The 17,921-nt window shown below is 50.8% G+C and carries 22 protein-coding genes and 5 pseudogenes; 11 read left to right on the top strand and 16 right to left on the bottom strand.

The window, feature by feature from the left end; genetic code table 11:
• Positions 1-5: 5 nt before the first annotated feature.
• The 6 genes and pseudogenes from HUE57_RS04500 to HUE57_RS18960 form a co-directional block, all read right to left on the bottom strand.
• A complete protein-coding gene (locus HUE57_RS04500) occupies positions 6-185 on the bottom strand; it encodes a hypothetical protein (RefSeq protein ID WP_174672796.1) in 180 nt (59 codons plus the stop codon).
• 11 nt (positions 186-196) lie between these two features.
• Complete coding sequence (locus HUE57_RS19560; protein WP_174672795.1) at positions 197-325, bottom strand: AAA family ATPase; 129 nt, start codon at positions 323-325, stop codon at positions 197-199.
• Entirely contained in the window at positions 319-753 is a 435-nt protein-coding gene (locus tag HUE57_RS18975) for an AAA family ATPase (RefSeq protein WP_272902015.1), read from the bottom strand. Before HUE57_RS18975 ends, HUE57_RS19560 begins: the two co-directional genes overlap by 7 nt.
• A 173-nt stretch (positions 754-926) precedes the next feature.
• A pseudogene (locus HUE57_RS18970) lies at positions 927-1,724 on the bottom strand (serine/threonine protein kinase); the annotation flags it as partial.
• Positions 1,681-1,875 carry a hypothetical protein gene (locus HUE57_RS18965; protein WP_236860683.1) on the bottom strand — a complete coding sequence of 65 codons (195 nt, stop codon included), beginning with the start codon at positions 1,873-1,875 and terminating at the stop codon, positions 1,681-1,683. The pseudogene HUE57_RS18970 and the gene HUE57_RS18965, both read right to left, overlap by 44 nt.
• A 4-nt stretch (positions 1,876-1,879) precedes the next feature.
• Positions 1,880-2,317: a hypothetical protein gene (locus HUE57_RS18960; RefSeq protein ID WP_236860682.1), complete on the bottom strand. Its 438-nt coding sequence runs from the start codon at positions 2,315-2,317 to the stop codon at positions 1,880-1,882.
• A 162-nt stretch (positions 2,318-2,479) separates the two neighbouring features.
• Here HUE57_RS18960 and HUE57_RS04475 point away from each other — a divergent pair, with 162 nt between their 5' ends.
• Positions 2,480-2,686 (top strand): hypothetical protein, encoded by a 207-nt coding sequence (locus HUE57_RS04475; RefSeq protein ID WP_174672546.1) that lies wholly within the window; start codon positions 2,480-2,482, stop codon positions 2,684-2,686.
• A gap of 198 nt (positions 2,687-2,884) precedes the next feature.
• On the opposite strand, the gene HUE57_RS04470 is transcribed toward HUE57_RS04475, so the two are convergent.
• Complete coding sequence (locus tag HUE57_RS04470; RefSeq protein ID WP_236860681.1) at positions 2,885-3,484, bottom strand: gamma-glutamylcyclotransferase family protein; 600 nt, start codon at positions 3,482-3,484, stop codon at positions 2,885-2,887.
• Positions 3,485-3,692: 208 nt separating this feature from the next.
• Between HUE57_RS04470 and HUE57_RS20165 the strand changes: the two genes are divergently transcribed.
• From HUE57_RS20165 to HUE57_RS20155, 3 genes and pseudogenes are all read left to right on the top strand, one after another.
• On the top strand, positions 3,693-3,830 hold the full coding sequence (locus HUE57_RS20165) for a deoxyribonuclease II family protein (RefSeq protein ID WP_174672792.1): 138 nt from the start codon (positions 3,693-3,695) through the stop codon (positions 3,828-3,830).
• Positions 3,831-3,928: 98 nt separating this feature from the next.
• Positions 3,929-4,435: pseudogene (locus tag HUE57_RS20160) on the top strand (deoxyribonuclease II family protein); the annotation flags it as partial.
• Between the two features lie 53 nt (positions 4,436-4,488).
• Positions 4,489-4,722, top strand: coding sequence for a deoxyribonuclease II family protein (locus tag HUE57_RS20155; protein WP_174673719.1), 234 nt, complete (start codon positions 4,489-4,491; stop codon positions 4,720-4,722).
• A gap of 31 nt (positions 4,723-4,753) precedes the next feature.
• Here the strand turns inward: HUE57_RS20155 and HUE57_RS18955 are convergent.
• A pseudogene (locus HUE57_RS18955) lies at positions 4,754-5,274 on the bottom strand (alkaline phosphatase family protein).
• Between the two features lie 248 nt (positions 5,275-5,522).
• Positions 5,523-5,939: an alkaline phosphatase family protein gene (locus tag HUE57_RS18950; RefSeq protein ID WP_236860752.1), complete on the bottom strand. Its 417-nt coding sequence runs from the start codon at positions 5,937-5,939 to the stop codon at positions 5,523-5,525.
• A gap of 1,240 nt (positions 5,940-7,179) precedes the next feature.
• On the opposite strand from HUE57_RS18950, the gene HUE57_RS04445 reads away from it, so the two are divergent.
• The gene (locus HUE57_RS04445; protein ID WP_174672791.1) at positions 7,180-7,437 is read left to right on the top strand and encodes a hypothetical protein; all 258 of its coding nucleotides are present in this window, start codon (positions 7,180-7,182) and stop codon (positions 7,435-7,437) included.
• 190 nt (positions 7,438-7,627) lie between these two features.
• Complete coding sequence (locus HUE57_RS04440; RefSeq protein ID WP_174672790.1) at positions 7,628-7,942, top strand: hypothetical protein; 315 nt, start codon at positions 7,628-7,630, stop codon at positions 7,940-7,942.
• A gap of 113 nt (positions 7,943-8,055) precedes the next feature.
• Here HUE57_RS04440 and HUE57_RS04435 read toward each other — a convergent pair.
• Positions 8,056-9,111 (bottom strand): annotated as a pseudogene (locus HUE57_RS04435) (Fic family protein).
• Positions 9,112-9,252: 141 nt separating this feature from the next.
• Between HUE57_RS04435 and HUE57_RS04430 the strand changes: the two are divergent.
• The 5 genes from HUE57_RS04430 (at position 9,253) to HUE57_RS04410 (ending at position 13,366) form a co-directional block, all read left to right on the top strand.
• A complete protein-coding gene (locus HUE57_RS04430; RefSeq protein ID WP_420885735.1) occupies positions 9,253-10,050 on the top strand; it encodes an SDR family NAD(P)-dependent oxidoreductase in 798 nt (265 codons plus the stop codon).
• A gap of 356 nt (positions 10,051-10,406) precedes the next feature.
• Entirely contained in the window at positions 10,407-11,018 is a 612-nt protein-coding gene (locus HUE57_RS04425; protein WP_174672788.1) for a hypothetical protein, read from the top strand.
• Positions 11,019-11,989: 971 nt separating this feature from the next.
• On the top strand, positions 11,990-12,250 hold the full coding sequence (locus tag HUE57_RS18945) for a hypothetical protein (protein WP_236860680.1): 261 nt from the start codon (positions 11,990-11,992) through the stop codon (positions 12,248-12,250).
• 626 nt (positions 12,251-12,876) lie between these two features.
• Positions 12,877-13,083: a hypothetical protein gene (locus HUE57_RS04415; protein WP_174672787.1), complete on the top strand. Its 207-nt coding sequence runs from the start codon at positions 12,877-12,879 to the stop codon at positions 13,081-13,083.
• Between the two features lie 76 nt (positions 13,084-13,159).
• Complete coding sequence (locus tag HUE57_RS04410) at positions 13,160-13,366, top strand: hypothetical protein (protein ID WP_174672786.1); 207 nt, start codon at positions 13,160-13,162, stop codon at positions 13,364-13,366.
• 469 nt (positions 13,367-13,835) lie between these two features.
• On the opposite strand, the gene HUE57_RS04405 is transcribed toward HUE57_RS04410, so the two are convergent.
• The 6 genes and pseudogenes from HUE57_RS04405 to dinB form a co-directional block, all read right to left on the bottom strand.
• Positions 13,836-14,696 carry an IS3 family transposase gene (locus HUE57_RS04405; RefSeq protein ID WP_174672785.1) on the bottom strand — a complete coding sequence of 287 codons (861 nt, stop codon included), beginning with the start codon at positions 14,694-14,696 and terminating at the stop codon, positions 13,836-13,838.
• Entirely contained in the window at positions 14,629-15,000 is a 372-nt protein-coding gene (locus HUE57_RS04400) for a transposase (RefSeq protein WP_174672535.1), read from the bottom strand. Before HUE57_RS04400 ends, HUE57_RS04405 begins: the two co-directional genes overlap by 68 nt.
• A gap of 141 nt (positions 15,001-15,141) precedes the next feature.
• The gene (locus tag HUE57_RS19930) at positions 15,142-15,324 is read right to left on the bottom strand and encodes a hypothetical protein (RefSeq protein WP_320416310.1); all 183 of its coding nucleotides are present in this window, start codon (positions 15,322-15,324) and stop codon (positions 15,142-15,144) included.
• Positions 15,325-15,332: 8 nt separating this feature from the next.
• Positions 15,333-16,369 (bottom strand): annotated as a pseudogene (locus HUE57_RS04395) (cation:proton antiporter).
• Positions 16,370-16,707: 338 nt separating this feature from the next.
• Entirely contained in the window at positions 16,708-16,941 is a 234-nt protein-coding gene (locus HUE57_RS20150) for a DinB/UmuC family translesion DNA polymerase (RefSeq protein ID WP_420885707.1), read from the bottom strand.
• A 23-nt stretch (positions 16,942-16,964) separates the two neighbouring features.
• Positions 16,965-17,798 (bottom strand): DNA polymerase IV, encoded by an 834-nt coding sequence (gene dinB, locus HUE57_RS04385; RefSeq protein ID WP_174672783.1) that lies wholly within the window; start codon positions 17,796-17,798, stop codon positions 16,965-16,967.
• Between the last annotated feature and the right edge of the window lie 123 nt (positions 17,799-17,921).

The following is a 17,921-nucleotide window of genomic DNA, read 5'->3' as shown; positions in this document are numbered from 1 at the left end:
GTCGCTCAGCGGACGCGTCTCTTCAGTCCACTACAGAGTGCATCAGCCACCAGATGTGCCACCGAATCACGATCCAGCGGTCCGAGTGGAAGCTGTCGGATCGTTCTCTGCGCCTGCAGATCATCGAGTAGTAGACGCAGCGGGTGCCCGGCACCGGCCTCATTGCTGCGATAAGCGCCTATCAATAACAGGTGGCTCAGCTCTCGGTGGTGACCAGACGACGCAGCAGCTCCAAAGTCGGCGCGTCACTCCACTGCAGATCGTCGAGGAAAAGCACCACCGGGTGCCCCTCCCCGGCGAAGACACGCAGGAAGGCAGTCAACACAATGTGCAGTCGGTTGCGTGCCTCTGCAGGGGCAGCTCAGCCACTTCAGGCTGATCACCGACGATCAGCTCCAGCTCCGGTATCAGCTCCACCACCAGACGTGTATTAGGTGCCAGCGCCTCAAGCAGTCGTTGGCGCCACTTTGCTAAGCGCTCTTCCGGTTCAGCCAGCACCTGCTGGACCAGCCCACGAAAGGCGGCTGCGAGCGCCTTGTACGCCTCACCGTGCTGGAACTGCTCGAACTTGCCCTGGGCCAGAAAGCCGCGTTCGCGTACCAGCGGGCGGTCGATCTCGTTGACCAGGGCCGATTTGCCGACACCGGAGTAGCCGTGGACCAGACAGAACTCCGTGCCCCCGGCCGCCGCGACCTCGAACAGTTCGAACAGCTGCTCCAGCTCTCGTTCACGCCCGTAGAGGTGGTGAGGCACCAGAAATTTTGTGCCACATCGTGGCGTCCCGGCAGAAAGGGCTCAACTCTGCCCGTCGTCGCCAGCTCATCGGCGCAGCGTGTCAGGTCGTCGATCAGCCCCTCGGCGCTCTGGTAACGTACATCGGGGCTCTTATCGAGCAGTTTGAGCACAATGGCCGATAGCACCTCGGGTAGCTCGGGCGAGATCTCGTGTGGTGCCGGTGGCAGACGGCTGATGTGGCTGTGGACCCACTCCAGTGTGGTGTCGGCCTGAAACGGCCGCTGACCAGTCAGCAGTTCGAACAGCAGCACACCGAGTGAGTAGTAGTCGGAGCGGTAGTCGAGGTCGCGATTCATGCGCCCCGTCTGCTCCGGCGAGATATAGGGCAGCGATCCTTCGATGCGTCGCGACATCTGCACCGACTGCCGCTCCCGGTCCAGCTCGGAAGCGATGCCGAAGCCAGCCAGGGCGATGGCACCACTGGCGGTATCGAAAAGCACGTTCTCCGGTGTCAGCGCCTTGTGCACAATATTCTGGTCGTGTATCCCACCTAATATTCGGACAAGACGCAGGGCAATATCGAGCACCTCGGCCAGCGGCAAGCCAACGCTGCTCGTCTGGACAAGATGGGTACTGAGTGGGCTATCGAACAGCTCGCAGACCAGGGCCAGGTTGCCGCTACCGTGTGACAGCACAGCATGCACCCTGCGCACACCAGCAACATCTACGAGGCTCTGCGCGATGACACCCTCGCGACGGATTCCGGCCACCTGATGACGCTCAGGATATTCGGCGTCGATCGTCTCGATCGCCACCTCTTCACCATCGGCAAGTCGGCGTGCACGGTAGACAACGCGCCCCTCGGAGCGGTAGAGGACCGGACCGACCTCGTAGCCGGGCAGTTGCAGAGCCGCTGCCTCAACGTTCACGATCGCGTTACCAGGGCTAGATACTGAACATGCGTTTGAAGGTGGCGGAGTAGTCCTCATGCGCACTATCACGCAGCGGCTCGCCGTGACCGCAGAGGACATTCTTGAACGACAGCTCCTTGAGGCGTGCGAAATCATCTCCGCCAGGAGTCGCAGCCTGAACCCAGACCGGACCGAGGTTGGCTGGTGTGAAGAAACCCATCTTCTCCATCAGCTCACGTGAAGAGTCTGAGAAAACTCATCGGGGCTGAGCCAGTTCTGTAGTGCATCACAGGCGATGAGAATGCCGCCTTCACGGTCGAGACGAAGGATTCCCTCGGGCAGCTGAGTGGTTTGGAATTCAAAACGGAAGCGCCTGAGATTGGTGATGCGCTGTCCGGTGAAAGTGTTTGTGTCGCCTTCAGTCCGGTCTCGTGTTCCATTCCGGGCATCATCCAGTACTCAGCACCATAGCGATCAACATAGAAGGGGTCGTCTCGACCATGCAGTGATCCAAGGCGGACAACGTCGGTCACCTTGCCGAGCTTGTCGAGCGCAGCCATCCCTTCATCCGTTAAACGTACGCTGTTGACCACAACCAGGCGCTCACCGTCGCGTACCACCGTCATGTTGCGGCTGAACTTCCAGTCCATACCCTGGAGAACGGTCTCCATCGCGCCACTAACGAAAAATACGTCGGGAAAACCTCTTCAATGCTTCCATGGGGTAGTGCCGGGGAAACTGATCCATTGCTGTGCTACTCACTCTTTATATTTGTTGTTGTAGCGGCCTACGTAACGATACTCCCTGGCATACTATTCCGGGGAGTCGCTATTTTGCGAAAGTTTGTTTTGGGCATCCAAGCCCAAGCAAACAGCAAAAACTTCACGCGACCGTTTATGCCTGCGGCGCCCCGACCGTCCTGCGTACGTTGCGTAATCACCTCTTCGCGGCTCTACACAACTCCCTCAGTGACTCTACGCCGACATAAAGCCGCTGCTGCATCTTCTTCGTCGTTCGCTCGCGCTCTCAACTACGAATAGGCAGACGGCGTCGACTATCGGGGACTAACCGCCCTCACTTCGCTCTCCATGGCGGTCAGCGAAGGTAGCCGTTGAGATAACGCTGCTGGGCCTCACTGAGGCGTCCATTCCTGACATCGTCCATAGATTCGTTGCCATCACTGCTGTCGAGTCTTTTAAGATGAAACAGTGTCATATCACGCCCACCAAAGAAACCCTTCAAAAATTCGTGCAGGGGCCTCGCTGCCGACATATCGAATACTGCATCGTAGAGCGCTGTATATAACGGCTTGTTCGCCAGGAGTCGGTATCGAAAACGGGGTAGTCACCGGATGGCGGCGTGAATGGAGGATACTCATCGGGCCGGTGGACAGACTGCGCCACAAGGTTTTGCACATAGTCGTGATCGAGCCCAGCCTGACGGGCACCATTAACAACGATATTTAGATAGCGTTGACTCGGCCGACAGCTATCGTCGATGAACTCGGGCATGCCGATATAGGTGAGCGCAGAAAGCTGCTCGCCATCCGCCTCCACCTCAACAGTAATGCGATCGTAACCGTGTCCGCAGGCCTCCATGGCATCCAGTGACAGAAGAGAATCATCAGGACACTCATAGAGCACACCCAGCACCCGCGCATCCGGCGCTTCGGATGGTTCGATATTGCCGACACCGCCCTCGTGGCGGAAGAAGTGCTGCACGTTGAAACGCAGCTGCCAGCCGTGCAAGACCGCAAGCCGCGATGCCAACGGCTCCACACCCTTGGCACGTAGCGAGGTGATGTTTAAGTTGGAGCCAAAACCGAAATAGCGAAACATATCCTTATCAACCACATCCTGCGGTAACTCGCACAGGTCAGCGCACAGCCAGAGGCTTCTATTCGCTGACGATCCAGAAGCCTAAACCATACTGTTCTCTGGCTCGAAATCAATCTATTGATAAATATTGGACATAAAGATTCTTTACCGTTTAATGATCCGCGCCCGAATATTTCGATGACCTGATACGATTCACAATTCAAGCAGCGTGAAATGGAGGTTCCGGTTTAATGGTCGAAGCAAAAACCAACAGGGAGAGCCGGTGGATTGGTGGTTTATCTATAAAACCCCGAGCACACCGGCAGTGAAAGCAACGAGGGTTTTGATTTTTATACTTCGATCCTGACTCAAATAAATTGCAGCGCTCCCCGATCGGCCTGGATCAGGAGAAACAGGCATTGAGCCAAACCTTGAAGGCTATTTTAATACCCGGAGAGTACGGGCTATCTCGTCTATAACGACGAACACGCCGACAAGGAGAAAACAGTTCTGAAAAGGTCACTGCAAAGGAGTATTGGCCTTCGACAAAAACCCGATTCAGCACTCTTTCTACTCCACTCGACGCCACGCTTTCCCGCCAACAAGGAGTCGACACTTCCGGACAGAGAGGCGATCTATGGTCAGACCTTTATCTGCATCTCCCTACCCAATTATCAAACCGCCAACCAGATCGCTGAGCAGATGCTGTGTCAGCAGAATCCACAAATCCTGCAGGCGAGTTCACGCATGCCGCCCTCGATTGGCAATAACGAACCATTCTCGCGTCTATTCCATGGCAACAACATTAGTGAATCGAAACAGCCCTCGACCGTTCGGTTTAAATCCCGAGGCGGTAAAGATTTTCTTCTCATCGCCAAAAGCAGAAAGTGGGGCGAGGATTTTTGGCTCGATCTGGTATCGCCAGAATTAAAGTGCGATCTGGTGGTTGAGACATGGAGAAGGGGGCGGTAACACCCTGCAAGATGATCGCTCCAATCGCTTCGATGAAGACGCGCTCACCCTGAATTTCAAGCTCGAACTCTCTAAACTACGAGTGGCGCTACACCAAGGACCGCGCCAAATGGGCAACCGCTCTGAAGAACGGTACAAATTCATTACCCTGGGTCTGCATCGCCGACCTCAACCGCATGGTCTCACAGGAGAGACGCGGCGGCGGAAGCCTCTGCTTTCAGGAGAGCCGCTTATGGGATGCCCTGAAAAATGCCGAAGAGCAGCTCCATCAGCTTGACCCGTCCTAATCGCAAACCCGGTTAAAGCGGAATGACGCAATCAACCCGCCCCTTTATCAGGCCCCGGTTTTGCCTTTGGGAAAGATTTGTCATAGGGCGGCGTTAAGGTGGGCGCCTCCTTTCTCGGCTGGTCTGCCTGCAGAACGGTCTCGAAAGTGGGCGCTATCTCAATACGATCCCCAAGCCCCCAGCGGGTTTTCGGAATTCCAAACCAATCAAGCAGCGTGGCGGCGAATGAGGTTGAATCGAAGGGAGTATCGCCCTCCGCACGGAAAACGGATTGCTCCTTGATCCAGGGTGACACCATCACCGTTGGCACCCTCGGTCCCATCAGGTCGTAGGCAAAGCCATTGTTGAGGTCGTTAGGCCACGGCTTCTTGGCATAGGGCGGTGCGACGTGGTCGTAGGTGCCGTTGTTTTATCGAAGGTGATAACCAGCAGCGTCTCTTCCCAACCGGGTCCACTCTTGATCGCCTCGTAGATTTCGTTCAGTGCTCTCTCTGCAGGGACTAGATCGGCTCCCGGATGGTAGGAGGTGGCACCGCTGGGTGCGATCCACACCGGCTCCAGAAAGCTGAAAGCGGGCAGATTGCCGTTTTGGCGTCGCTCTTAAACTGTTCCAATCCCGCCAGGTAGGAGTCGTGTCCGCATCGACCGATGGAATCTGTCCTTTAAGATAGAGCTGGTATGTGAAGACGCACTTCTCCCACAGGATCGCGTTGTAGATTTTCCAATCAGTAATCCCATGACTCCAAAGCACCTTCCAGATCGATTGGCGGTGAGCTGTATAGGGCCAGTACTTGTAGGCGTTACCCCTCCCAGGTTCCGAGCTTGTTGAAGGCGGAGCCGGTGACGGAGAAGGCACGATTCATATCGGTGCCGCCGGGCACGGATGAGAACCATCGATCGGAAATACCAAAATTGCGCGCCAGGCCGTTTAGAACCGGAAGCTGTTCGGGACTGAATGTCTCCATCACCTGGTCATTGGCATTATTGAGAATAAAACCACCCATATCCGGCTTGTCGCCACCCCAGTAGCCGGGCGCCTCGGCGAACATCTGCTGCAGCGCGTCGGTGGTGTTGTGGAAGGGGTCCTGATCGAGTGCAATGAGATCCCACTCATCACTGAGCTTGCCCTGCTTGAACTGACTGACGTGAACCTTCTTATCGCCATCAAAATTAAAATCATCCCTGCTCGCACCATCAAACGGCGCTTCTGAACCGATGTAGTTACACCCTCATCACCCTTCTCGTAGAGCCAGCCACAGACGTTATCGAAGGAGCGGCTTTCGACCATGTAATAGACCACGTGTTTGATCTTCGAACGCATGAAATCAAGGGTGCCCGGCGTATCGGCCCGCTCTGTCTGAACCGGAATATGCGGCTGATAACCGGTCAGCACCGCATCCGCGCCGATGGCGGAGGGAAGTTTGCCCTCACGGATAGGACCTATCAGAACATCCTCATGGTCTGGATCGAACGCCCACAATCGGTAGCGACCCTCGCCGGGATGCCACTCCAGCAGATGGCCACCGATAGCGGTGAGTTCACATTCAGGATCGATGTGATCCCAGTGACCCTCATGGATCGCGGGAAGCGAAAGCGGCGTCTTCTGTTGGGGATCAAAGCTCCAGAGCCGGTAGTGTTTGCGGTCTGGCAGTCGGTCCAGCACGTAGTTCCCAATGGGAATCAGGGTATGCCCCTTCTTGATCAGCGGGAAGGCACCCTGGCCGGTATAGGGGTGGGGAAGAGGATCAGACTTACCCGGTGCGTTTGGTTGCGGATCGAAATTCCACAGCTCGAACGTTCCACGGCCCTTGGTCGGTATCGTACAGAGGACAAAACTGGCCATCGGAATGAGATCCAGCAACTGGTCCTCATCCGGATTTTACTGTAGTAATCACGGTAGTCCCAGAACTTCTTCTTCTCCCAGTAACCGCTCTGAAGGGGTTTTCCATTCATCGGATCGGGGCTTTCGGATTGAACTCGATCAGATTGAAGTGATAACCAGGAACCCCACCCTGATTGCTAATCGGACTCCACTGTAAAAGATAGCCCCCAGCTGGGCGATTCGATAGGAGTGATCAAAGGAGACATCTGCGCCTAATGTAACCGGGGTAAAGAGTTCATCAGCATCGGGATCAACACGGTAGAGCTGATAGGAGTCATTCTGCTGATTGCGGCAGATCAAAAAATCGTAGGGGCTGCATTTCTGGAATTCCTTTTCATAAAACACCTCATTATTTTATGGTATTCGGGCAGTATAGAATGGCATTTGTGCAGCGGCTAGTCTGATCTGTTCCTCTACCTATCAAGTCAACTCAAGGGATCGGAGTCGATCCGACCCCGATCCCTATTGAAGCTGTTGCCAAACCCGCTGCCACTGCATCAATGTCCCAACCTGTAAACTAACTGGTCACGAAACCAAACCACTCAAAATCCGGGAGTCGCTATTTTTGCGAAAGTTTGTTTTGGGCATCCAGCCCAAGCAAACAGCAAAACTTCACGCGACGTTTATGCCTGCGGCGCCCCGACGTCCTGCGTACGTTGCGTAATCACCTCTTCGCGGCTCTACACAACTCCTCAGTGACTCTACGCCGACATAAAGCCGTTGCTGCATCTTCTCCGTCGTTCGCTCGCGCTCTCAACTACGAATATACAGACGGCGTCGACTATCGGGGACTAACCGCCCTCACTTCGCTCTCCATGGCGGTCAGCGAATGAAAATCGTAATTCTGATATCCACCCTGTTACTGACCACCCTCTCAACACATGCAGCAGAGAAGCGCGCTGTAGATACTGTGCCGACGGTTACAGAGATAGGCCGAGCGACCTATCAAGATTGGCGCTGGCGCAGTTACCGGGAGACGACTGCGCTCGACTGGATCGATATAGAGCAACAACACAACGGTAAGTGGATCGTACGAAACCACATCGAAGTCGACTGCACCCCTGCGATAACCCCACCGAGGGCGACAACTGCCGTCAGGACGGCATCCGCTGGATTGCGCTTGAGAAGAGAAGTACGCCACTGCTGCTACTCGTCTGCCATATAGGCGTCAACTCACAGCGCGCCCAGCTCTACGAGCCAAACCGGGCAGAACCGATCAGAGAGGCCGTGGGAGCCTACTTCCTAAACTGGTCACTAGATGATGATGGAATCCAGATCAGATATGACTCACCGAGCCAGGACAACGAGTTCAGCACCAACAAAGAGAGCTGGCCCTGACAGCCTGCCAGAGCAGCGGACTCGCCGAACACAACATCCTGTTGATTTATGACGAAGCTCCTACGGGTAAACAACGATTCAGAGCGCTTTCCTAATTTCCCTCTCTGCTTTCACTAAGCAACTGAAATAGGGGTGTTTATATAGTAGTTACTCCGACCGATCTTCTCTTTCGCTAAAACCCCGCATCAACCAACTGCTGCAGATATTTTGTCGCAGTAATACGAGACACCTGAAGATCCTTCATTACAAAGTCGATCTTGGTATAGGGTGACGAAAGAGATTATTGATCAGGTTCTGGCTATAGATCTTTGGCAGTGAAGCACGAATGCCATGCTTGTATGCCTGCATCAACCCTTTTATCTGCTCGATAAGTGAAAGGGTTTGTTGAGATGTCTCTACCACGCCTTCAAGCATATAGAGCAACCACTCCGTCCATCCCCTTCACGCACAAGCTGAAGTTGTCGGTAGTATTCCGATTTGTTTCGAATAAAGTATCGACTGAGATAGAGGACAGGAAGGTCAAGCAGGCCCTTGGCGTTCAGATAGAGAATATTGAGAATTCTTCCACAGCGGCCATTGCCATAATAAAAGGGATGAATAGTCTCAAACTGGTGATGTATCAGTGCCATTTTATCAGGGGTCAACATCAGATAGCGCCTCGTCATTAATATAGTCGACCAGATTGTTCATCAGCCGCTCAATTTCACGAGCGTCCTGCGGCGGTGTATAAACCACCTCACCTGTCTGCTGGTTTTAAGATCAGTTCTCGGAAGCTTGCGAAGACCTGCCCTATTCTTCTCCAGAGTGGCCTGAATCGAGACGATATCTACCAGGCGGATAAGCTTGCTTTCCCGAACCTGACTAAAACCCTGTCTGATCGCAGTCGCATAATCCTGCACCTCTTTCGCAGCTGGGCTCTGAATATAGTCAGCAAATATCCCTGCCTTGTAGAGATCATCATGGGTAGTGATGATGTTCTCTACCTCAGAGCTGTCCTTTGCCTCTTGAAGGGTAAGCGTATTTATCAGGATCGCCTCATTGGGTATGGTCTTGGCAATCCCCTTCAGCTCTGCCAGATAACGATTCGCCAACGCTGCCTTTTTCAAAACAGCGCGACTCTCCAGCTCCTCCTCATCAGGAAACGGCAAATTTTGTATAAGCAACTCCATTTCAAACGCCTCCCTTGCCTTGAAGCCTTATGTATAGGAATCCCGATACTCTATACCCATCAACCCACATATGTATAGATTATTGTATTTTCTATACATTAAAAGCATCATATGTATAGTCAAAGCCCAAATAGGCACCCAATAACAAGCCCTCCTCCAACAGACGATCAATACGACGAGGATATAAATGAAACTCTTATCACCGGTAACAGCAGCGGCCTGGGTCGCGGCTTCTCGAGTACGCCCTTGAACAGGGTTGGGAGGTCTATGGCTTGCAGTCGTCGCGGTTGTGATCTGGCGGGTGTGCACGATCAGCAGTGCGACCTGGCCGACTTCGATGCGGTTCCTAACGCTTTGAATCACCTGCTTGGCGGCGTTGATCGGCTCGACCTGGTAATTCTAAACGCCGGCATGCTCGGCGAGATCAAGCCGATGCACGAGACCTCGCTGGAGGCACTGCGTGAGATCACCGACATCAACGTCTGGTCGAACAAGGTGGTACTCGACTGGCTACTGGAGAGCGGTATCGCGGTGGGACAGATCGTGGCGATCTCCTCCGGTGCGGCGGTACTCGGTAACAAGGGGTGGAGCGGTTACACCCTCACCAAGGCGGCGCTCAATATGGTGATGCGTCTCTACTCACACGAATTCCCCGACACCCACCTCTCGGCCATCGCACCGGGGCTGATCGACTCAGCAATCATGGACTACCTCTGCATCGAACCCGATGTTGAGGAGTATCAAGCGCTGGCCCGTATCCGCGAGGCACGCGGTACCGAAGTAATGCCTAAACCGCGCCAGGCGGCCGAGCGGGTAATGGGGATATTGGATGAACTGAAGCAGTTCGAGAGCGGCAGCTTTGTCGATATTCGCGAGATCATTGCACCCGAAGAGTATGCGGCGCTGATGGCAGCAAGAAATAGAGCCAAACCCCAGTAGCCCTGCCCCCATACAAATTCAAGACACTCTGAATCGGATATACGTATCAACAAAACATATTATCGGATCGACCTTGATTTTCACTCATGATTGATAGAGGCTCAACACATACGGGAAACGTTGGCCACCCCATGCCTCACAATTTAGCAGGAAGCTACGATGACAATAACATCACCAGCACATCTATTCAGACCTCTTCCAGAACACACTAGGAGCACAGCCCGTTTGCAAATCTTATTCGCATAAGACGCGCAAGACTGCGGCCCCTTATGCGTATATTTATAAACACTTTATCAGCACACCACCCTCTCATACCTCAAGTCGCAATCAATAATTGATATCACAGGAATACAACCATGAAGCTGCACATGCTACTTATAACATCCATTTGTTTCTCGACCATATTAATGGGCTGCGTACCAGCATATAAGGGAGTCATTTACGACAAAGAAATTGGAATCGTCACCAATCAGACAGCGGAAATCAATGTGATATCTGGCAGAAGCAATGGCGGCTCAACAACAACCATGGCATACATTGGCAACGGCGTATATATGCCGATCAGTAGTGGACCATCCACAAGCCAATGGTTCGGAATGGACAAACAATTAATTCTTGTTCAAAGCCTGAAAAACGCCCTGATAAACAATCATGCATACAAGAATGTGGCCATCGGAAACACGGGGAATGCTGATGCAAACATTACCATAGAGTTCATCCGCACCCACCATCAACCAGACCCTCACGTGTATACATTCGATGTGGCCATGAAAGCTACAAACAGCAAATCATCTATCACCAAGAGATATCACATAAAATCAGAGGATACTTTTCTTGGCGCGTATTTCGATAACACTACCGACGCTATGAATAAAGCCTCATCAAAGCTTATTAGCGCAATCATTGATGATCTTAAGCCATGGATAAGCAATACACACCAAACCATTTCATCTACCAACCCACATTAATCCCAGAAGCACACTTACAGGAACCAATCAATTGAAAGCACTACTTTTCTAGCAGTCACATCAATCGCTGCCACACAATTAGGATGTTCAACTCCACCAAAAAACACAAGGTTCGCTTCTAAGCAAAGACACACCCGACACCCTTTTATCAATCTACATAACTTAGCCGTGAAATGTTGGGAACGAGAGTGGGGTGGTTTGGAGATGGTGTTGTCATCAAAACTCAAGCCACTGTTGTATCTGGCAACATTATCGAAGCAAGACGTTACGCATCCGACATTGGAACCAGGCAGCCATTTATAGAAATCACACTTATCGAACACAACAATGGAACTAAAGTTGAGATCATTGAGGGTGGAGATCACAATCCATTAACGAGCAAGTCATTAGCCCCTGAAATCACCTCTTGGGTAAACGGATCATCAAAGTGCACAACAAACAAATAAACACTCAACACCTTCCAAGAAAAACCGGACAGAGTGAATTACTCTCTAACATTAGAAACAATTGCTCATTGAATCTTAATTAATTAAAGGCTAAGAAACATCAAGGAGAAGCGTGGTGATTCCGCCACACACAGCAACGCAGGAGGCGAAATTGACAACAACAGCCCCCATTCATTACTCCCCGAATAGACGACAGCACACCTGCTCCGCTTGCAAACCTTTTAGGCTCCGTTAGTAATGGAGCATTTAGGTGTCGAAAAGAATAGTTACGGCCAAAACATTAGAATGGAGGAGTAGTGAGAACTAATTACATTTTAATTGACTTCGAGAATGTACACCCGAAGAATCTAGGGATCCTTAAAGGTCATGATTTTAAAGTTATTGTCTTCGTAGGCGCTAAACAAACCAAGATCTCCTCGAGCTAGCTACTGCCATGCAGTCTCTTGGCGATAATGCAGAACACATACAGATTGAAGGCAATGGCCCTAATGCACTAGATTTTCACATCGCCTTTATGTTGGAGAGATGTCAGCAAAGGACAATAATTGCTATTTTCATATAATTTCAAAAGATACAGGTTTTGACCCTTTAATCAGGCATTTAAAAGCAAAGAAAATATATGTACAGAGAGAAAAGGATGTCTCTGAAATACCGCTTCTAAAGATATCAAACTCTGAATCACTACCTGATAGAGTAAGTTCTATTATCGAATTTCTGAAGGCTAGAGGTAACGCAAAACCCAGGGCTATAAAGACTCTTTCAAATTCCATCAACAATCTTTTATGAAAAACTAGGACATGAAGAGCTTTCTGAAATAGTAGAAGAGCTTGTTAAACGAAAGGTAGTCATCGTTAATGGCACAAAGGTTAGCTATGATTTGCCATCGCAGTCCTAATAAATCCATAAACAGGGGCCGAAAGTTAAAGGGGTCGTGTTAAAGGGCAGGGCACTTGACACCCGACTAACGACTCCGCGCCCCGCAGTAAAACGTTAGACAGAGATACAATGGATATGAAGATAGATAATTTGGTATTGTGAAATCCTCAGCGAGACCGATGTGCTGCGAATAGATTACATTGAGCCTTTAATACACACCCAAAACATCTTACACCAATCATACGCAGGAGGGAATTCTAATGAAGCGTAGCACTCTTGGTACTTTGTTCATTCTCACCGGATATTTGGCGGTTTTCGGAATAATTATATCCGCAGTCTCAGAAAGCTTTGGCTCGGATTCTATTGCAATGTACATAACTGTTATAGCTTTGGGTCCAGTTGGACTGATATTAATTTCTACACACAAGGGACTAAACGAATACCTCAAAGAACTCGATGAGCACAACAAATAAAATAACCCATGACTGAGAGCATTATTCTCTAACATATTCAACAACTCCCGGGAGTCGCTATTTTTGCGAAAGTTTGTTTTGGGCATCCAAGCCCAAGCAAACAGCAAAAACTTAACGCGACCGTTTATGCCTACGGCGCCCCGACGTCTCTGCGTACGTTGCGTAATCACCTCTTCGCGGCTCTACACAACTCCCTCAGTGACTCTACGCCGACATAAAGCCGCTGCTGCATCTTCTTCGTCGTTCGCTCGCGCTCTCAACTACGAATAGGCAGACGGCGTCGACTATCGCGGACTAACCGCCTTCGCTTCGCTATCCATGGCGGTCAGCGGGGGAGTCGCTATTTTTGCGAAAGTTTGTTTTGGGCATCCAAGCCCAAGCAAACAGCAAAAACTTCACGCGACCGTTTATGCCTGCGGCGCCCCGACCGTCCTGCGTACGTTGCGTAATCACCTCTTCGCGGCTCTACACAACTCCCTCAGTGACTCTACGCCGACATAAAGCCGCTGCTGCATCTTCTTCGTCGTCCGCTCGCGCTCTCAACTACGAATAGGCAGACGACGTCGACTATCGGGGACTAACCGCCCTCACTTCGCTCTCCATGGCGGTCAGCGGTTGTCTGACTTGCCTTTACATGCCAGCCCAAAACAACACATAGACAACTGAATTATCGTTCATACTTATATCAGTGAAACAGTTATACAAAATAATTCGACAGTGGCTACATATCCCCATAGCCAGGAGAGAGGCTGCTAAGATTGCTAGATGCGCCACCACACCTAGCCTCGATGAGTTTCGAGTCTACGATCACTTACCGAAGGGCGCCTACATATACAATCCAAGCCCTGAACCTTGCTGGTACGTCATTCTCCCTAGCAGGGCAGAGCGCGGATTCATCCTTGATGGAGGCGCTCGGATAATCGTGGCCTCTAAAGCCAGCGGTAGAGTGCTCTACGACGGAAAAGTCAATATATAATAAAACCGGGTCAGAGTGAGGCTCCCCAGTTTAACGGATGAAATAATTAAGAGGCACACTTTGCCTCGTATTCTGCAGGACTTACATACCCCAAGTACGAGTGACGCCTGCGTCTGTTATAAAAGACTTCGATGTATTCAAACAGACTCTGCTTTGCTTCCTGTTTGGTTTTGTAATCTTCGTAATCTACCAGTTCGGTCTTAAGTGTACCGAAGAAACTTTCCGCCACCGCATTATCCAGGCATTCACCTTTACGGCTCATGCTGCAGCGTAATGAGCTCTCTTTCAACAGCCTCTGGTAGTCACCTGAAGTATAGGTGCTGCCCTGGTCTGAGTGCACAACTACAGACTCTACTCGGCCTCTTCGCCAGATAGCCATCGTGAGTGCGTCCTGCACCAGTAGAGTGTTGTTATGGTTGCTCATAGCCCAGCCAATGACATGCCTTGAATAGAGATCAATGATGACGGCCAGATAAAGCCACCCTTGCCGCGTCGGTATCAAGGTGGTGTCAGAGACCCAGGCTTTATCAGGTCTTTCCACATCAAACTCTCGCTTAAGCAGATCTGGCGCGGGCTGCATCGTGTTCTTTGAGTTAGTCGTTATGACAAACTTTCTAGCCATCTTAGAGGCAATGTCATTTGCCCTCATCAGTCTGGCCACACGATTAACACCAACACGTTCGCCCATCTCTTGCAGATCTTTATGGATGCGAGGCGATCCATAGATCTGCCGACTTGCCTTGTGAAACAGCTTTATTTTAGCGGTGAGCTGGCGATCCTCAATGGAGCGCTTGCTTTCAGGTCGGTTGCACCATGAATAGTAGCCATTCACTGATACATCAAGCGCATGACAGAGCCGTATAATTCGATGCTTTGTGCTGAGCGATTGAATAAAGGCGTACTTCACTTGAGATCCTCGCAAAGTACGCGGCGGCTTTTTTTAGGATTTCAAGCTCCTCTTTCAGCCGTTCATTCTCTTGGCGAAGGGTGGTGACTTCGCTTTGATCCTGCTTCTTTGGCCTTCCCGGACCTTCAAAGGCTTTGTTTCCTTTGTTGGATAACTGCTCTTTCCATTTGTAGAGTTGATTACGCCGAATACCAAGCTCCATAGCGATATCAGTGGCTGGTCTATCAGACTCATCCATCAGGCGAACCGCTTCTAATTTGAACTCTTTGGTGTAGGTCTTATATGGCTTGCGTTTTCTAGTCATTTGGATACTCCTATGGCGACATTGTCGCTTATTAAAAGTACCCGTTAAACTGGGGAGGTTCAGAGAGCAATTGTTAATAATATTAGAGAATAATGCTCTTTGATCCGGTTTAATTTCTCACCCCGATCAATCATCAGCCTTCTACCGGTGGTACTTATCGAGTTTTCTATACACACGGCAATAGAACGCCTTGATTGAAAAGGGTGGTATTAGCGTTGTTAGTGCGATGACAATTACCATTCCCGCATGCACTTCATTATTGAAGATATTGGCTATATGCCCAAGCTCAGCGAATATAAGGCCGACCTCTCCGCGGGGCACCATGGACAAGCCTATAATGACGCGCATCGGCCATTTTGGGGTATAAACAATGTACCAACAAACTTGCCTATTACCGCGACAATAAAGAACACCAGTGAAAAGATCCAGATGAATGGTGATCCCCAGTCGATCTCACGCAGGTTCAATGATAAACCGATCATCACAAAGAAAATCGGTGTGAAGCGTTGAATAATAGGCAACATGCGCACTTCGATGCGTCTGGCGAAAACTGGATCCATGCTAAGCGCAATACCAAAGGGTAGAAAGAATCGCCGCGACAATGCCAAGCCTGCCGCAAAACCACCCAACAATTCCGGAGCACCAACGACATGGGCCAGCCAGGCAAAGAAGAGCACCAGCGATACAATGCTTGTAGGTATCAGGCCAGGTAAATATTTGACTTCATCTGCCTTTTTAATGAACAGCGAGATCAGCTTGGCGACGACCGGTGCCAATACAAAAACAGCGTAACAAATAGCATGACCTGACCAACATTAGCAAAACTTAGACCGCCCCCGATTGAAAACTCATAGAGGAACGCCAGCAACATAACACCCATAATGTCATCAAGTACGGCAGCACCAAGCACAACCTGACCTTCAGTCTCTTTCTGTCGTTTCAGGTCTGATAACACGCGAACAGTTATACCGATACTGGTCGCTGTTAGCGTGCCACCAATAAACAGTGAGACCAGCAGGGAAAAACCGAACCAGTAATAGCCGGCAATAAATCCCAGCAGTAACGGCGACAGAAAACCAAACACGGCAACAATGATCGATTGCCTACCAGCATCCACCAATCGCTTGACATCGGTTTCCAGACCCACGGAAAACAGCAATAAAATAATGCCTATTTCGGCCAACAAGCGAATCGCTTCCGTAGGCTCTAGATAACCAAGCAGACTTGGACCGAGAATAATGCCAGCAGCCAGCTCACCGATAACCGCAGGCGCATTCAGACGTACGGCTATTTCAGCTAAGACGCGTGCAGATACCAGGATTATCAGCAGGTGGAGAAAAAGGTATGTGATTCCATAAGAACAGATCACGACTCATATTAATTATGAGTGTAATACAGCCCATGGTAATCGCACCGAGACCTACACCGGTTTAACAGGTACTTTGGACCTGCGGCTCAAACATTGGACGATGCCTATATAACAGTAACGACATCCCTATGAAATCATAGAAAAATATGCTCACGCATTTTCAGGGTGACTGGCTCTTTCTGCAGTCAACCTCTATAGGTGTGTTAACGATCAGAGACGCCATAACCCTTTATACTCATCAACCACCGCGCCGAATTGAACCTTCACCAAACTTATCGAGAATCTCGTCCATGGCCGTGGTCACATCGTTGTCACTGTCAACCACATCCTTTTCAATCTCATCTGTCGCAAACAGATCGATTTGAGACTGCTCCCCTCTTCCCTGGTTGGACGCTCTTCAGCGACGACCACTCCGACTCAATCAGCCTTAATGCCTTTCCCACATAACCATTCTGCTCAAACAGCTCCCAGCCAACTCGCGCGATCTCCACATCGCTATCGGTCGCACTGCTCAATTTACGTTGGCGTGTGTAGGTCGAGAAGTCAGCAAGACGAACCCGAATATTGATCACATCTCCTTTCTGATTTTTTTTTCTTAGTGTACGCGCCACATAAAGGCAAGTTTTTGCATAATCTGCTTTAGCTGTTGTGGATCACTAATATCTTCACTAAAGGTTGTCTCTTTCGATACGGAGTGTCGTGGCCTATGTGTTGCGCTGCGCTCTGGATAGCTACCACGCGACTGATGATAGAGATTGCTACCAGTACGCTCTCCAACCGCCTGCTGCAGTTCAGACAGGGTGTAGCGCTCTCTGAGTTGTCCGATGGTCTCCACATTCAGTTTGGCAATGCGCTTAAGGGTCTTGGGTCCGATCCCCCGCATCGCCTTGAGTGGGAGTGCATCGAGAAAGCGGTTGATCTGGTTTTTACTAACAACGGTCAGACCATCCGGTTTTCGATATTCCGAGGCGAGTTTAGCTATTAATCTGTTTGGACCGATACCGATCGAGCAGGTGAGACCAGTCGCCTCTTTAATGACCGCCTTACATCGTGTCCCTATCTCTTTTGCTGAACCGCTTAACTTTTCCATCCCCGAGAGATCGAGATAGAACTCATCAACCGATGCCTTCTCTACGACTGGCGTCACGTCATGTAGCGCCTCAAAGATACGCCGCGAGTAGTCTGAGTATTTGGCCATATCGCCGCGTAGGAAGATGCCATCGGGGCAGAGGCGATAGGCGGTGTTGGTCGGCATCGCAGAGTGAACCCCAAAGGTACGCGCCTCATAGGAGGCGGTGGCAACCACACCACGACCGCCTGGGCGGCCACCGATGATGACCGGCTTGCCACGATATTGAGGATTCTCGAGCTGCTCGATCTGTGCAAAGAATGCATCCAGATCGACCAGTGCGACCAGGGGATCACTCACTTTACGGCATGCTTCTAAAGCTCTATTGGGAGTGTACGAGGTATACATTTTGAACCACTACGGTATCTAAATACTTCTATGCCCCTTGTTATTGATAGACGCATAGCGTTGAACAATGTGCAT

The organism is Candidatus Reidiella endopervernicosa (assembly GCF_013343005.1).
In the GTDB taxonomy this organism is placed as follows: domain Bacteria; phylum Pseudomonadota; class Gammaproteobacteria.
This window is presented reverse-complemented; position numbering and strand designations above follow the sequence as displayed.

Bases quoted from the DNA above. Each gene is read 5' to 3' on its own strand.
- HUE57_RS18945 (WP_236860680.1), top strand. From the start codon at position 11,990: ATGTCAGCAAAGGACAATAATTGCTATTTTCATATAATTTCAAAAGAT.
- HUE57_RS04470 (WP_236860681.1), bottom strand. From the start codon at position 3,484: ATGTTTCGCTATTTCGGTTTTGGCTCCAACTTAAACATCACCTCGCTA.
- HUE57_RS04425 (WP_174672788.1), top strand. From the start codon at position 10,407: ATGAAGCTGCACATGCTACTTATAACATCCATTTGTTTCTCGACCATA.
- HUE57_RS04400 (WP_174672535.1), bottom strand. From the start codon at position 15,000: ATGACTAGAAAACGCAAGCCATATAAGACCTACACCAAAGAGTTCAAA.
- HUE57_RS18965 (WP_236860683.1), bottom strand. From the start codon at position 1,875: ATGGAGAAGATGGGTTTCTTCACACCAGCCAACCTCGGTCCGGTCTGG.
- HUE57_RS19930 (WP_320416310.1), bottom strand. From the start codon at position 15,324: ATGGTGCCCCGCGGAGAGGTCGGCCTTATATTCGCTGAGCTTGGGCAT.
- HUE57_RS18960 (WP_236860682.1), bottom strand. From the start codon at position 2,317: ATGGAGACCGTTCTCCAGGGTATGGACTGGAAGTTCAGCCGCAACATG.